At 41.2% G+C, this 13,531-nt stretch carries 10 protein-coding genes; 6 read left to right on the plus strand and 4 right to left on the minus strand.

Translation table 11 applies throughout. The features are described 5' to 3' along the window. Positions 1 to 138: 138 nt before the first annotated feature. Both GDK41_RS17080 and GDK41_RS17085 read right to left on the minus strand, forming a co-directional pair. Positions 139 to 1,407 carry a sugar MFS transporter gene (locus GDK41_RS17080; RefSeq protein ID WP_152087690.1) on the minus strand — a complete coding sequence of 423 codons (1,269 nt, stop codon included), beginning with the start codon at positions 1,405 to 1,407 and terminating at the stop codon, positions 139 to 141. 113 nt (positions 1,408 to 1,520) lie between these two features. Continuing rightward, on the minus strand, positions 1,521 to 2,417 hold the full coding sequence (locus tag GDK41_RS17085) for a LysR family transcriptional regulator (RefSeq protein ID WP_152087691.1): 897 nt from the start codon (positions 2,415 to 2,417) through the stop codon (positions 1,521 to 1,523). Positions 2,418 to 2,568: 151 nt separating this feature from the next. On the opposite strand from GDK41_RS17085, the gene hutH reads away from it, so the two are divergent. Then, positions 2,569 to 4,062, plus strand: coding sequence for a histidine ammonia-lyase (hutH, locus tag GDK41_RS17090; RefSeq protein ID WP_152087692.1), 1,494 nt, complete (start codon positions 2,569 to 2,571; stop codon positions 4,060 to 4,062). Positions 4,063 to 4,074: 12 nt separating this feature from the next. Next, positions 4,075 to 6,075 (plus strand): urocanate hydratase, encoded by a 2,001-nt coding sequence (locus GDK41_RS17095; protein WP_152087693.1) that lies wholly within the window; start codon positions 4,075 to 4,077, stop codon positions 6,073 to 6,075. A 76-nt stretch (positions 6,076 to 6,151) separates the two neighbouring features. On the opposite strand, the gene GDK41_RS17100 is transcribed toward GDK41_RS17095, so the two are convergent. Together GDK41_RS17100 and GDK41_RS17105 are read right to left on the minus strand one after the other, a co-directional pair. Next, complete coding sequence (locus GDK41_RS17100) at positions 6,152 to 6,658, minus strand: YcgN family cysteine cluster protein (protein WP_152087694.1); 507 nt, start codon at positions 6,656 to 6,658, stop codon at positions 6,152 to 6,154. A gap of 68 nt (positions 6,659 to 6,726) precedes the next feature. Beyond that, on the minus strand, positions 6,727 to 8,685 hold the full coding sequence (locus GDK41_RS17105; RefSeq protein ID WP_152087695.1) for a sensor histidine kinase: 1,959 nt from the start codon (positions 8,683 to 8,685) through the stop codon (positions 6,727 to 6,729). Positions 8,686 to 9,123: 438 nt separating this feature from the next. Between GDK41_RS17105 and GDK41_RS17110 the strand changes: the two genes are divergently transcribed. The 4 genes from GDK41_RS17110 to GDK41_RS17125 all read left to right on the plus strand — a co-directional run bounded on the left by GDK41_RS17110 (position 9,124) and on the right by GDK41_RS17125 (position 13,525). Beyond that, the gene (locus GDK41_RS17110; RefSeq protein WP_152087696.1) at positions 9,124 to 10,260 is read left to right on the plus strand and encodes a Na/Pi symporter; all 1,137 of its coding nucleotides are present in this window, start codon (positions 9,124 to 9,126) and stop codon (positions 10,258 to 10,260) included. Positions 10,261 to 10,494: 234 nt separating this feature from the next. Then, entirely contained in the window at positions 10,495 to 11,805 is a 1,311-nt protein-coding gene (locus GDK41_RS17115; protein WP_172971665.1) for a response regulator, read from the plus strand. Positions 11,806 to 12,151: 346 nt separating this feature from the next. Then, a complete protein-coding gene (locus tag GDK41_RS17120) occupies positions 12,152 to 12,760 on the plus strand; it encodes a LysE family translocator (protein WP_152087698.1) in 609 nt (202 codons plus the stop codon). A 219-nt stretch (positions 12,761 to 12,979) separates the two neighbouring features. Continuing rightward, on the plus strand, positions 12,980 to 13,525 hold the full coding sequence (locus GDK41_RS17125; protein ID WP_152087699.1) for a GbsR/MarR family transcriptional regulator: 546 nt from the start codon (positions 12,980 to 12,982) through the stop codon (positions 13,523 to 13,525). Positions 13,526 to 13,531: the final 6 nt, after the last annotated feature.

Consider the following 13,531-nt stretch of genomic DNA (forward strand, 5'->3'; position numbering starts at 1 on the left):
GAACTTATGCGAAAATGGAACGTTCCTATAAATTTCGGTCATATTTGTTATGAATACGTATTCAGTCTTCATAAAACTCACTGTAATAAATACAAAAAAGGCAAGCGAGTGCTTGCCTTTTGATCATCTTATTAAGACTTAATTCACTTTTTCTTGCCAGATTTGAGTCCAGTTGACAACTTTTAATCCATACAAAGCGATATACAAATAACATACTAAAGGTACGATAAAGCTAATCTGGATATTTAGCGAATCGGCAAATAAGCCTTGGATCAATGGCACAATGGCGCCACCAACGATAGCTAAACACAACCACCCTGACCCCTTACTCGTTAAAGAGCCCAAACCTTCGATCGCCACTGAGAAGATCGTTGGAAACATAATTGAATTAAACAAGCCAACAGCCAGTACAGCCCACATAGCTAAGCTACCATTAGTTGACATGGTTAGAGCTAAAAGCGCGACAATACATAGTGCATTAAATGTGAGCGCTTTTGAAGGCGCCACTTTTTGCAGCACTACAGAGCCGATAAAACGACCTATCATGGCCCCGCCCCAGTAATAACTGATAAGTTTTGCCGCGTCATGTTCTGCAAGACCTGCAATGTTAGGTTGCGCAAAATAATTAACTAAGAAACTACCAATGGCAACCTCGGCGCCAACATAACAAAAGATAGCACCTACCCCCATCACTAAGTGCGGTGCATCAATTAGGCTATGCTCTTTAGCCTTACAGTCTTTTTCTTCGGTATGAGACTCAATCGTAGGCAACTTTAAAAACGCAAACACAATAGCGATACTCAGTAATGCGCCCGCGAGCATTAAATAGGGCACTTTTACTGATTCAGCACCCGCCTCTGCCGCCGTTGCACCGGCCGTGCCAAAAAACAGTAATCCCCCAACATAAGGGCCGACTGTTGTGCCGAGTGAATTTAGAGCTTGCGCCAAATTTAAACGACTCGATGCGGTTTTAACAGGTCCAAGTGCTGCAACATAGGGGTTTGCAGACACTTGCAGCACGGTAATACCTGACGCTAACACAAATAGCGCTCCAAGAAACAACCAATATTCATGAACAATAACAGCAGGGTAAAATAGCAGACATCCAATCGACGCAACTACTAGGCCGGTTAGCACACCATTTTTGTAGCCTAGTTTTTTTACCAATGCACCTGCAGGCAGAGAAACTATAAAGTAAGCACTAAAAAAACAAAATTGGATCATCATTGCTTCGGTGTAATTTAAATCAAATACACCCTTAAGCCTTGGGATCAATACGTCATTGAGAACTGTAATAAATCCCCAGAGAAAAAATAATGTGGTCATTGCACTGAGCGGTAACAAATAGTTTTTATTTTCGCCGTTACCTTGTGCAACGTAGCTTTGGTTTGTGTTTATATCACTCACAAGAAAACTCCAATTAGAAGGATAAATTAGAGTGTACACCCTGTAACAATAAAAGCACCCACCAGAAAATGGAACGTTCCTAATGCTATAAACGTAATTTTATATATCTAAGCTTATTTTTGGTGACACAGTTTCACTTGCTCTATCAGTGCACTCGCTAACGGAGAAGGCGTAATATTCTTGGCTGTGATCAGCACGACGGGAATTTGATACGAATATTGCTCAGGTAGAATTGCTTTAAACATGCCCTTATCGACCCAATAGCTGGCGTAGTGATCTGGTAAATAACCGATAAACTGACCAGACAGGATTAAATGAGCAATTCCTTCATCATGATAAGCCGCAGCACTATTTTGGTAATTTAAGCCATCATTGCGTGTTTCTCTGTCTCGCATGTAATTACTCGTAACTACCTCAGCCTGTTGTAATAGCGCGTCAACTTGCGACGTGTCGCAATCAAATAAAGGATGCCCCACCCCACAATACAAATAATTATTTTCGTTATAAAGTGGGACATAGTCGAGGCCACGTAAATGATGCCGGCTAACACCTAAACCCACTATAGAGCGACCATTAACCACTGATGTTTCAACTTCGCGGGCTTCACATACGTTAATGTCAAATTGAATACTGTTACTCTTTCTCTTTAGAGTCGCTATTGCGTGCGCGACGCCACAACGGGGATCACTGACCATGGTATCAATTACCGAGATGGTAGCGCGACCTGACAGCTCATTTTTAGAGCTGGCCACAGTTGTAGCGAATGCTTCGCACTGCTGCATTAATTCCAGTGAAGCTTGATAGGTAATCCGCCCTGGCTCCGTTAATTCAAACCCGCTGCGCCCTCTTTTGCACAACTTTAAACCTAATCGCACTTCTAAGTCCGATAAATGAGAACTAATCGTGGAGCGGCCAATGTTTAAACGTGATTCGGCTGCTGATAAACCGCCACATTCAACAATAGCAACAAAGATCCTCAATAAGCGTAAGTCAACGTCTTGAACTTGCATATGGCTACCTTTTATACAACCAAACAGTTTGTTCGATAAAATCGGAATAAATTACGATTATTATGCATTTATAAAACATCATGCACAAGATAGCATAACCTCATAATCGCGTAAGATACTTCGCAACAAGATGATATTTGGGAGAATAATAATGACGTTTAGATATGGTGTAGACCGTCTAAATTTAGATGTGGTAAATGGTATCGCCAATGGCAGTATCAAAGCTGAACTTTGCCAAGAAGCGTTAGATAAAATAAATAAAAGTCGAAGCAACGTTGAAAAAATGGCGGCGTCAGACAAAGCCGTATACGGTATTAACACTGGGTTTGGCCCCTTGTGCGATACACAAATATCTCCTGAAGAAACTCATCTTTTACAAAAAAACTTGCTCATCACACATGCGGTTGGCGTGGGTGAGGCTATCGCCAAGCCGATTTCAAAGCTCATGCTTATCACCAAAGTACATGCTCTAAGTCAGGGTTTTTCTGGCATTCGTTTAGAAGTGGTTGAGCGCATGTTAAAGTTCATTGAACTTGATTTAATTCCAGTGGTGCCTGAGCAAGGTTCAGTTGGAGCATCGGGTGATTTAGCACCGCTTTCACACTTATTTTTACCGCTACTAGGCGAAGGTGAATTTTGGCACGGTGAGCAAACTATTCCTGCCGCAACAGCTTTACAAGAACATGGCTTGGAGCCGCTAGAACTGCAAGCAAAAGAAGGTTTGGCGCTTATCAATGGCACACAGTTTATCCTATCTCACGCTATCACTGCGTTAACAAAAATGCGTTACTTACTTGATCTTGCAGATCTGGCTGGTGCGATGAGTATAGAAGGAATGCAAGGTAGCCAATCGCCATTCAGAGAAGAGCTACACCAAATACGTGCATTTGCTGGTAACATCGAAGTCGCCGCTCGTATGCGCCGATTCTTCAAAGACTCACAAAACATGGCTGACCATGAAGAGTGTGACCGTGTACAAGACCCTTATTCACTTCGCTGTATTCCACAAGTACATGGTGCCTCACGCAACGCGTACAACCATCTAAAAGAACTTGCTGAAATTGAAATGAATTCAGTCACTGACAACCCGATTGTGATAAGTTCAGAAGAGGCAATTTCTGGAGGGAGTTTCCACGGTCAGCCTTTGGCAATGGTATTAGACTATGCATCAATTGCTGCAGCCGAATTGGGTAATATATCTGATAGACGCTGTTATTTACTGCTCGAAGGCCTACACGGTTTGCCGCGCTTGTTAACGACGTCGGGTGGTTTGAACTCTGGCATGATGATCCCACAGTACACAACAGCAGCTTTAGTGACAGAGAATAAATCGTTATGCTTCCCACCATCGGCAGATAGCGTACCAACTTCAATGGGCCAAGAAGATCACGTATCGATGGGTAGCATCTCAGGACGTAAGCTTAATCAAATTTTAGGTAACCTTGAAAAAATATTTGCGATTGAATTGATGTATGCCGCACAAGCAATCGAATTTAGACGTCCAAATACTTGCTCAAGTCTCATTGAAGAGAACTTCAAAGTGATCCGAAATAAGGTTGCCAAACTAGAAGAAGATAGATTACTTAAGCCTGACATCGACGCCATGATTGCATTAGTTAAATCTCAGGCATTTACCGTAAATTAAGGGAGAGTTGTAATGAATTTTAAAGAACAAATAAAACAAGGTATCCCAAGCGTTTTACCTGCGCCTAAACCTTACCCAGCTGATGCAAACCGCGCCCCTAAACGCAAAGACATTTTATCTGCTGATGAAAAGCAGCTAGCGATCCGTAATGCCTTGCGTTATTTCCCTAAAGAGTGGCATCACGAATTGGCAGTTGAGTTTGCTCAAGAGCTCAAAGATTTTGGCCGTATTTACATGTATCGTTTTAAGCCAAACTATGAGTTAAAAGCGCGTTCAATTTCTGATTACCCTGCTAAGTGCGAGCAAGCCGCCGCAATCATGCTGATGATCGATAACAATTTAGATCCAGCGGTTGCGCAGCACCCTGAAGAGTTGATCACCTACGGTGGTAACGGCGCGGTATTCCAAAACTGGGCGCAGTACCTATTAGCAATGAAATACCTAAGCGAAATGGAAGAAGACCAAACGCTACACATGTACTCGGGCCACCCGATGGGCTTGTTCCCCTCTTCAAAAGATGCGCCTCGTGTGGTTGTAACCAACGGTATGATGATCCCGAACTACTCAAAGCCAGATGATTGGGAGCGCTTTAACGCACTCGGCGTAACACAATACGGCCAAATGACTGCGGGCTCGTTTATGTACATTGGTCCGCAAGGGATCGTGCACGGCACGACCATCACGGTGATGAACGCGTTCCGTAAAGTTTTAAACAAAGATGAAAGCCCCAAAGGTAAGATTTTCTTAACGGCGGGTCTTGGTGGCATGAGTGGTGCACAACCTAAAGCAGGTAACATTGCAAACTGTATTACCGTATGTGCGGAAGTAAACCCGAAAGCGGCGACCAAACGTCACCAGCAAGGCTGGGTAGATGAACTTATCGATAACATGGATGCATTGCTCACACGTGTTAAACAAGCACAAGCTAATGAAGAAGTGGTGTCTATTGCTTACATCGGTAACGTGGTAGATGTATGGGAAGCTTTCTATGAGCATGACATATTTGTTCACCTCGGCTCAGACCAAACATCACTACATAATCCTTGGTCAGGCGGTTATTACCCGGTTGATATCAGCTACGAAGAATCAAACCGTTTAATTCGCGAAGAGCCAGAGTTATTCAAAGAAAAAGTACAAGCAACACTGAAGCGCCATGCTGATACAGTGAACAAACACACCGCAAAAGGCACCTACTTCTTTGATTATGGTAATGCATTCTTGCTTGAAGCATCGCGTGCCGGTGGCGATGTAATGGCTGAAAATGGTATCGACTTTAAGTATCCATCATACGTGCAAGATATTCTTGGCCCAATGTGTTTTGACTATGGCTTTGGTCCATTCCGCTGGGTATGTACATCTGGCAAGCCTGAAGATTTAGATAAAACCGATGCCATTGCCGCTGAAGTGCTGAATAAGATCATGGCTGAGTCGCCTGAAGAAATTCAGCAACAGATGCAAGACAATATCACTTGGATCAAAGACGCGAAGCAAAACAAGCTGGTAGTCGGTTCACAAGCGCGTATTTTGTATGCGGATGCGCAAGGCCGCGCAGAGATTGCCAAAGCCTTTAACGATGCAATCGCACGTGGCGAGATTGGCCCTGTGGTACTGGGTCGTGATCACCACGATGTGAGCGGCACAGATTCACCATTTAGAGAAACATCAAACATCTACGACGGCAGCCGTTTTACGGCGGATATGGCGATTCACAACGTGATTGGCGATAGCTTCCGTGGTGCAACGTGGGTTTCGATTCACAACGGTGGCGGTGTTGGTTGGGGCGAAGTGATCAATGGCGGCTTTGGTATGCTACTTGACGGGTCACCAGAAGCCGAAGGCCGTTTGAAGTCGATGCTATTGTTTGATGTAAACAATGGTATTGCGCGTCGCAGCTGGGCACGTAACGAAGAGGCTAACTTTGCTATCAAACGTGAAATGGCGCGTACACCAAAATTAAAAGTAACGTTATCGAATAACGTCGATGATGAGGTGTTAAATAACTTGTCGTTTTAACCTATCGACCTACAGAGTTGCTTCACTTACGTGAAGTAACTCTGATCCCCTTTACCAGCCTTAAGTGCTGCACCTGCTAATCACAGTCAAACGTTGGCCACTGAGCGACATACTCTTCAAAGTCATTTTCTAAATCAACCGTGTTATCTTTAGTCACGCGCCCTTGTATACTAATTCCAGCTGCATGCATTTGTTCTTTTTGACCATTGTTTAACAGTGGATGCCAACTGGCCAGCCCTCTTCCCTCATACAAGCGGCGATAACTGCAGCTTTGTGGCATAAAAAAGATATCTTTTAGGTTCTCTTTAGTTAACTTTACACATGATGGAACTAATTGCTGTCGTTCATTATATCGCGTACAGCCACATGTGTTCTCATCGATATACTGACAAACCAAACTGGTGTGTATCAGTGTTTCACCTTCTCGCAAAAAATCAGTACTTGCAAAATCGTCATCATCTTCATGATCGCTGTCTATAAAGCTGTGCAAGCAACATTTTCCACACCCATCACAAATGGCCTCCCACTGTTGTTGATCCATTTCTTCTAAGCTTTTTGTCTGCCAAAACGGTGTGTCATTCATTACTTTATTTACTTCATTTTTGCTACTAAACGCAGAAGTCTACTTAAATATTCGCTATGAAGCAAAGATCAGGCAATAACAGTTAGCGGCTCTTTGGGCAGGCTAAATTCAACGCATAATCCACCTAGCAAGCTATTGTGAGATGAGATCACGCCATGATGTGCTTCGATCAACTTTTTGCACACTGCAAGCCCCATACCTTTGCCCCCTAACAAATTATTACGTGAAGGTTCTTGGCGAAATAGCGGCTCAAAAAGTAATTTATGCGCCTCGTAGGTTAGCGGATTACCAGAATCTTCAACTCTTACAGTTAGATACTGGCTGCACGCAACAAAGCTTAAGATCATATTGACATTATCTCCACCAAACTTGACTGCATTGATCACGATTTCTTCAATCACCTGAGTAATTGCCTTTTTATCAATTTGAATAGTGTCAATATCATCGGTTTGACAATTTAAACTCAACTGCTGTTTCTTGAGGTTAAGTTTTTGCAAACATAAGTGGTGTACTTCGTTTATAAAGGAGCCAATCTCTGTGGGTCGAATATCTAACGAGTAATGCAAGTCTTTTGAATTGCTAACTAACATTAAAGTATTGATAAACTCATTAAGCTCATCAATTTTATCATGCAACTTTCGATAAGACTCATGGACATTCTCTACAATATTGTGTTGTAAAGATTCCACTTGAATTTTCATGACCGTTAGCGGCGTACGCAGTTCATGCGATAAATCGGTAAACAAACGTTGTTCATGCTTTTTTACCTGTTCGCATTGCTGCTTTGAAAAACGCTGCTGTTGTAATACCGATTGATTAAGCGCATTTACCTGATTTTGCAAATGATGAACCAGCTGATCTTGGACTGACTTATTTTGTACAGCCATTGCAATGGTAAACAAGCAAACTTCAATTGAGTAACCAATTTTAATATACGTAGCGATATCAAAATTGGGCAACATGTTACCAAAACTAGCACCCAATATCGTTAAAACGTTTACAAATAAGATATGATTCAACAAGCTAATGGCAAATATTTTTATGCTCGGCGCACGTTGCCGCCAGCACCAGTAACAAGTGTACAAAAACAGTAATATTATCAGGGAACTCGTGAATAGATTATAAAAAACAGACTGTAGATAAAGAGCAAGAGGCACCAACAGCACATAAATACAAATACAGCCCACATACAGTCTATCTAATTTATTGTGATGGCGGCTCAACTCAAGAAACCTTCTAACAAACAACAAATGAAAAATTGGCACTGTGACCATCAGCACTATTGAAAAATTATTCGCAAACTGTCCATGCTGTGGCCACAAATACTGATAAGTAAAGCCAGCCATATCTGCCACAATGAGAAAAAACAGAGCTGTCCAAATTGCATAGAACACATTGGTTAGGTTTGGATTAAAGTACAAGTTAACAATAACAACGAAGAGAATGGTTAGGACTAGACCCGCTATAACGGCATTGTTAAAAATACTAAACTGAGCCGCTTTATTAAAATGATTGCTTGAATGGATCTGAATTTTAGCCGGCGCATTTGCAAAAGTTTGATACTTAATGACGAGTGTTTTTCGCTCGTTTGGCAACAACGTGATCGGCACATACATTTGTGGGTGATGTATTGGTCGTTCGTAGTAATTACTTTGCTCATTGAGATTAACAATACGCTCAGTGTTTACACCGTTGGCGTTAAGCCAGTACATTTCTAATATTGGGATACGCGCGAACCCAAAAGATACATACCAGTTAGATTGTTCGGTATTGTTTACTAGCTCCACTGTTGCCCATTTCCAATAAGGCTTTACATGTGGTTTTTGAGGTTGATAGGCTGCTAATACATGAGATAAAGTTTGTAATTGCTCAAGTGTCGAAATCTGTCTATCGTAATCATGAAAGTACTGTCCAAACTCTTTTACATTATAAACGCCACCATGGGGCGACAATACTAGGGGCTCGCCACAAACTACATAGCTGTAAGTTAAAGTACTAAAAAGTATTAAAAGGCGCAGTATTTTCATATGCCTAAACAGAAAATTAAATTTGTTAAACAAAATAGCCAATAAAAATGTAGAGAATATGGAGAATGTGGATCGTTCAATTATTCTAAACAACAGTAAACCCAAAAGCGTCCTTAGCTCTTGCAATTACGCTATGTAAAACCAATAAAGCGCGTGCGCATCATAAAAAAATCTCCTGTAGTGATTTTTCATATGAACATATATTTGCCAGTATTGCGCGCCCTAGTGTCATAAATCCGCAACCATAGAACGATAGAGTGCCATACAAATAGGTACAAGTAGGTATCACTCGGTCATACTTAAATAGCGGTGAGAGTGTACTAATTATTCAAACAGTCTCTACTGAAATATTTCTGTAACAAAGCCGTGTTTAAATCCGCACTTGAAACAAAAACATCATCAAAACGTCATATTTGATGTCAATTGAAGAGAAAAACTATGCGTGAATCGGCAAACTCTGGCCTGTATAAATTTTTAAATTGGGCCGCTATCGCCCTATTGGTCTACTTAGTATTAGTTGCTGTTGGCACAGTCAGCGGTGGCTTTAAACTTGCCTCTGGTGGCAGCGAAGGAGCTAAAGAGATTTTCGCCTTTGCAACTAACCCATTTGTTGCGTTGCTGCTGGGTGCTCTTGCCACTGCATTAGTGCAATCGTCTTCTACTGTCACCTCTGTAATTGTTGGCCTTGTTGCTGGTGGTTTACCAATTCATATCGCCATCCCGATGGTGATGGGTGCAAATATAGGCACAACCATAACAAATACCTTAGTGTCGATTGGCCATATTCGCAGCAAAGAAGAGTTTCAAAGGGCATTTGCAGCGTCAACGGTACATGACTTTTTTAACTTAATTGCAGTAGCCATTTTCTTGCCGTTAGAAATCATGTTTGGAATTTTACAAAAATTAGCTGGCTATTTATCACACTTATTCGTAGGTGACGCAGATCTATCACTTAAGAGCTACAACTTTATCAAACCTTTAGTTAAACCAACTGTAGGTTTAATAAAAGACGCATTAAGCTTTTTAGATGGTAAAGCAGTTGGTGTTGCTATGGTTGTCGCTGGTATCGGTCTAATTCTATTTGCAGTAACAGCTTTAGGTAAGCTACTTAAAAAAGCACTGGTTGGCAAAGCAAAAGACATTCTGCATAGCGCTATCGGCCGTGGCCCTATAGCTGGTATTGGCTCAGGTGCAGCGGTCACTATTATGGTGCAGTCGTCATCTACCACAACAAGTTTGATGATTCCTTTAGCTGGTAGTGGCGTGTTCAATACTCGTCAAATTTATCCTTTCACGCTTGGCGCAAATATTGGCACAACTATTACGGCACTATTAGCGGCCACATCGATCACCGGCCCTGCAGCAGAAGTTGCGTTAACAATAGCTTTGGTGCACGTCATGTTTAACGTTTTCGCAGTAGCCTTTATTTATGGCATTCCAGTATTGAGAGAGCTGCCTATCACCCTTGCGGAAAAGTTGGCTCATATTGGAGCAAATAATAAACCCGCAGCACTAGGCTACGTGCTTGGCTCATTCTTTATCTTACCGGGTATTATAATGATGGCCGTGAGATAACTAAACTTTACTTACTAAAAACGCCACTGCTACCAGTGGCGTTTTTTGTTTTCATGTAGTTATTATCTTTACCAATCCTGCCTTTACTTTGCCAAACATCCACTGATACGTTAGCTATTCAAGTTAGATTTTCTTTAGGATAGGCTCTCTCTAGCTTAGAACTAAAATCGATTTGACCTGTGCTAGAAAATGTCTAATGCTAAAAGTGTATAAAAATTAGATAGGCGCATGGGCTTGGCAAATAGCATAGTAAGGCACAGACACACTCTAACCAAAGACCCAAAAATCAATGGCGGTCACACTGTTCTTATTATTGAAGATCAAGAGGCAGCGTCTGCCGCGCTCAAGCAACTTTTAGTTGAGCGGTTAAACGTAAATGTTGACATAGCACACAGCTTCCAAGAAGCAAAAGCAAAATTGAAACAACATCGCCATGAGTACTTAGTGGCAGTTTGCGATTTACATTTACCCGATGCGCCAAATGGTGAAATTTTAGGCTTAGTCAATAAGGCCAAGGTAAGAGCAATTGCCCTGACCGGTATTGTACGCGAGTGTATGCATAAGTGTTTAAAAAAAGCATTGTTAATTGATTATGTTGAAAAAGATGCTCCGAATTCTGTTTTATATGTGGTTGGACTAGTTGAACGGCTTTGTAAAAACCAAAAAGTAAGAGCGTTAATAGTCGACGATTCGCCTACAGCACTACTCTTGCTTGAGAGAATAATGTTACTCCTTAACTTTAATGTTCTAAAAGCAAGTAATGGCCGCGACGCTCTAGATATACTCAATGAATCGTCAGATATCAGATTACTCATTACCGACCATGAAATGCCCGATATGAGTGGCTTCGAGTTAGTTATAAAAGCTCGAGCGTTATATGACAAAGATCATTTGGCTATTATTGGTCTGTCTGCGCATTCACAAATAGAGTTGGGGGCCAGTTTTATAAAATATGGTGCCAATGACTTTCTAAGCAAGCCCATCGAGTTTCAAAACCTTTTGTGCAGAGTAAATATGAACATGGAGGTGCTAGAACACTTAGATTATATTCATGAGTTAGCAGATAAAGACTCTTTAACAAAGCTACACAACAGACGTTTCTTTTTTGAACATGGGAAACCAGCCATAGAGAATGCTCACAAAACCAAAGCTAATTTGGTTGTAGCAATTCTAGACATTGACTTTTTTAAAAAAATCAATGATGAATATGGCCATGACTGTGGCGACCAAGCATTACGCCATTTTGCTATCCTTCTAGCACAAACAATGAAAGACCATTTGGTAGCCCGCTTTGGTGGTGAAGAGTTTGTTGTCCTTTTTCAAGACATTGAGCCTAATGCCGCACAGAGTAAACTTAACGAGTTTTGTAAACTAATCAAAGATACACCATTCAAATGGCTTAATTGCGATATTAGTTTTACTGTGAGTACCGGGGCGGTAGTTGCAAAAACATCCGTTTTAGACGAAGCCCTAAAGCTAGCAGATGATAACCTATACAAAGCAAAACAAAACGGTAGAGATCAAGTGGTGATGACTCACTCTTAACGCTGAAACAATAAAAACGACGACAAGCCACTTTCAAACTATACGAAATTACCATTTACCATATCAAAGCCCCCCGCTACAAACTTATCGTATTAATGGTTTTAGATTATTTATCAATCATCAGCAACAGCATTGGCCTGTTAATTTACTGCGCTCCAATAGTGACGATATGATAAATCTGTTTATATAACCTTTGTAAAAATACACTATGCAGTAATGCTAGTTTGATGTAATTTAAAGCAAGCTCTCATGCGAGGAGAGTGGCGATTGCTAGTAAACGGCAGACTGAAAACACTAAGCTGCCAAACCTTTAGTACCATTACTAACCAAGTTAAGGATATTTATTTTGTCATTTGAAGGCTTCTTAGGATTATTCATTGCCATGGTTGTTGTTGCCGTCATTCCAGGACCAGCTGTGTTGACGATTACCACAGCGTCAGTGACTGGGGGGTTTAAACGCGGGTTGTACATGACAATTGGTCTTGTTTTGGCGGATTATATTTTTATCATACTTGCCATTTTGGGTTTGAGCCACATATCAGAGCTGATGGGCGAGGCATTTATTTACGTAAAATATGTCTGTGCTGCTTATTTAATTTGGTTAGGTATTGGTATGTGGCGAGCAAAACCTGCCGCCGTTGGTACGAGCAAACGTATTAATAGTCATAATGACGTCCTTGCTGGCTTACTTTTAACATTAAGTAATCCAAAAGCAATTTTATTCTATGTTGCGTTATTTCCGGCTTTTGTCACTCTGCATTCTGTTCGCTTCTTTGATATGTTAGCTATTTTGGCTTGTGCTACACTCGCCTTCGGCTCCGTTAACCTTGCCTATTCATACTTAGCATCTCATTTAAGCAAGTCGCTTAATGCAAATAAGCAATTTCCTATTTTACAAAAAGTAGCTGGCACCATCATGGCCTCAGCGGGCATATCTGTGGCAATCCAAGAGTAAACAATCAAAACCAGGCAGTTAAGCATTACATCTATCACCATGGGTAGTTAAAGCGACATTAATACTCTTTGCTCATGTTTCTATAATCAATCAGCTTCTTAGAATGATAGTCATGTTTGTTGTAACGCTCACAGCCCTACAACCAACAAAAATAGCACTTGATCCAAGCAAGCAACCTCTATATATTAAAGTTTCAATAATTACTGAAACTTTAAAACAATGAATTTATCTCCAAAAATTGAAAACTTTGTACTGCACTGCGGTGAAATGGGTAGCCGTTGGGGTTTTAATAGAACCATAGGCCAAATGGTTGCACTTTTGGTGATCCACGAAAAGCCCCTTACTGCTAACGAAATTGCCGAGTCACTCAAGATCAGTCGTGGCAATGTCAGCATGGGTATAAAAGAGTTACAGTCTTGGCAACTTGTTAAAGTCACTCATATCCCAGGTGATAGAAAAGAATATTATGCACCAAATGGCAGCATTTGGGATTTAGCCAACCGTGTTTTTGAAGAACGCAGAAAGCGTGAAATTGACCCCACCCTTTCTTTACTTCGAGATCAACTACTTGAAGGAAGTGAAACCCCAGAGGAGGAATACGCTCAAGAGCAGATTCAAACTATCCATGATTTACTAGAGACCATCACCAAATGGTCAGCAGAGTTACAACGTTTATCCCCCGAGCAGTTACAAACACTGATGAAGTTAGGCTCTTCTGTAAGTAAAGTGATTGATTTAAAGGATAAGTTGCTTAATAAATCTTAATCGCCG

It is taken from the genome of Pseudoalteromonas sp. A25 (genome assembly GCF_009176705.1).
GTDB lineage: Bacteria > Pseudomonadota > Gammaproteobacteria > Enterobacterales > Alteromonadaceae > Pseudoalteromonas.

Bases quoted from the DNA above. Each gene is read 5' to 3' on its own strand.
- GDK41_RS17100 (WP_152087694.1), bottom strand. From the start codon at position 6,658: ATGAATGACACACCGTTTTGGCAGACAAAAAGCTTAGAAGAAATGGAT.
- GDK41_RS17095 (WP_152087693.1), top strand. From the start codon at position 4,075: ATGAATTTTAAAGAACAAATAAAACAAGGTATCCCAAGCGTTTTACCT.
- GDK41_RS17110 (WP_152087696.1), top strand. From the start codon at position 9,124: ATGCGTGAATCGGCAAACTCTGGCCTGTATAAATTTTTAAATTGGGCC.
- GDK41_RS17125 (WP_152087699.1), top strand. From the start codon at position 12,980: ATGAATTTATCTCCAAAAATTGAAAACTTTGTACTGCACTGCGGTGAA.
- hutH (WP_152087692.1), top strand. From the start codon at position 2,569: ATGACGTTTAGATATGGTGTAGACCGTCTAAATTTAGATGTGGTAAAT.
- GDK41_RS17105 (WP_152087695.1), bottom strand. From the start codon at position 8,685: ATGAAAATACTGCGCCTTTTAATACTTTTTAGTACTTTAACTTACAGC.
- GDK41_RS17085 (WP_152087691.1), bottom strand. From the start codon at position 2,417: ATGCAAGTTCAAGACGTTGACTTACGCTTATTGAGGATCTTTGTTGCT.